Source organism: Bradyrhizobium sp. (assembly GCF_049798375.1).
Classification (GTDB): Bacteria; Pseudomonadota; Alphaproteobacteria; order Rhizobiales; family Xanthobacteraceae; genus Bradyrhizobium.
Genome location: NZ_JBARGP010000071.1, coordinates 1 through 1,880, shown reverse-complemented (window position 1 = coordinate 1,880; position 1,880 = coordinate 1). Strand labels below are relative to the sequence as shown.

Here is a 1,880-nt window from a genome sequence, read left to right as displayed (position 1 = left end):
AAGGCATTCGGCGCCAACTCGCCTGTCACGATGGTCTCGCCCTGGTTCTATGCCGAGGTGACCGCGCAGGCCGGCACCACGGTGCCGCTCGACCCCGACCATGAGGAGCGGGCGATCTATCTGGTCGACGGCGAGATCGAGATCGCGCGCGAGCGCTATGAGGGGCCGCGGCTGCTGATCTTCCGCCCCGGTGACGCCATCACCGTGCGCGTCGTCAAGCCGACCAGGATGATGTTCCTCGGCGGCGACGCGCTTGAGGGGCCGCGTCACATCTGGTGGAATTTCGTTTCCTCCAGCAAGGAGCGGATCGAACAGGCCAAGCAGGACTGGAAAACCGGCCGCTTTGCCGCTGTTCCCAGCGAGCATGAGTTCATTCCGCTGCCGGAATAGGCTAGACCAAGACGAGATTACTCCGGTGCGGCCCGGATGCTCCACCTCTCGCTTTGGGAGAGGTCGGATTGCATCGCCAGATGCAATCCGGGTGAGAGGTTACGGTCTATCGACTGAGCAGAGCCCCCTCACCCGATCGCTTCGCGATCGACCTCTCCCCGATGGGGAGAGGTGAAGCGACACCTGGTCGTCGCTTCAACGCCGCCTCACGCTCTCTTCGAAAGTCACCGCCATGACCACGCTCCTCGCCAGCAATCTGCCGCTCCCTCGCATCGGAACGGGCAAGGTCCGCGACATCTATGCTGTCGGCGAAGACCGCGTGCTGCTGCTCACCACCGACCGCATCTCGGCGTTCGACGTGGTGATGGGCGAGACCATTCCGAGCAAGGGCGCGGTGCTGACGCAGATCTCGGCCTACTGGTTCAACCAGCTGGAAGGCGTGGTGCCGCATCACATGATCACGGCAGACACAGACAAGATCATCGCGGAGGTACCGACGCTGAAGGATTATCGCCCCGAGATCCTGGGGCGCGCGATGCTGTGCAAGCGCACCAATGTGTTCCCGATCGAATGCGTGATCCGTGGCTATCTCTCCGGCTCGGCCTGGAAGGAATATGCGGCCCAAGGCACACTCGCTGGCGAGACGCTGCCGTCGGGCCTGGTCGAAAGCGAAAAGCTCGAGCCCGCGATCTTCAGCCCGGCGACCAAGGCCGAGAGCGGCCATGACGAGAACATCACCATCGCGCGGATGCGCGACGCGGTCGGCGACGAGGTCGCCCACCAGCTCGAGAGCATGACGCGCGCCATCTATACGCTCGGCGAAAAGCTCGCCCGCGACCAGGGCATCATCATCGCCGACACCAAGTTCGAGTTCGGCCGCGACCGGGATGGACGCATCATCCTGATCGACGAGGTTATGACGCCGGACTCCTCGCGCTTCTGGGCGGTCGATGCCTATCAACCGGGCAGGCCGCAGCCGAGCTTCGACAAGCAGCCATTGCGCGACTACCTCGATGTCGAACGCCACGGCGGCCGCTGGAACGGCGATGCGCCGCCGCCCCCTTTGCCGCAAAGCGTGATCGACGCCACCAGCAAGCGCTATCTGGAAGCGTATAAGCGGGTGACGGGGAAAGAACTCGCGATCTAACGTCTTTGCAGACGCGTAGCTCCTATCGTCTTGCTTCGTCATTCCGGGGCGAGGCCGCAGGCCTTGAACCCGGAATCTCGACATGGCTTATCACTTCGGGATTCCGGGTTCAGTCCCTGCGGGACTGCCCCGGAATGACGGAGCTGGCCGATAGGAGCTGCAGCGTCGGCCCGAACGAGGATAGGGACGCGCGATCACATGCCCGCCATCATCACGTATTTGATCTCGACATATTCTTCCATGCCGTGATGCGAGCCTTCGCGGCCGAGGCCGCTTTCCTTGACGCCGCCGAACGGCGCGACCTCGGTGGTGATGAGGCCGGTGTTGACGCCGACCATGCCCG

General features: G+C 63.6%; 3 protein-coding genes. 2 read left to right on the top strand and 1 reads right to left on the bottom strand.

Features of this window, described 5'->3' with window-relative positions:
• Positions 1-390: pirin-like C-terminal cupin domain-containing protein (locus WA702_RS03045; RefSeq protein WP_425109048.1), on the top strand; the 390-nt coding region annotated here is incomplete at its 5' end.
• Between the two features lie 232 nt (positions 391-622).
• On the top strand, positions 623-1,537 hold the full coding sequence (locus tag WA702_RS03040) for a phosphoribosylaminoimidazolesuccinocarboxamide synthase (RefSeq protein ID WP_425109046.1): 915 nt from the start codon (positions 623-625) through the stop codon (positions 1,535-1,537).
• Between the two features lie 194 nt (positions 1,538-1,731).
• On the opposite strand, the gene WA702_RS03035 is transcribed toward WA702_RS03040, so the two are convergent.
• Positions 1,732-1,880 (bottom strand): aldehyde dehydrogenase family protein (locus WA702_RS03035; RefSeq protein WP_425109049.1); only part of this gene is annotated, 149 nt, incomplete at its 5' end.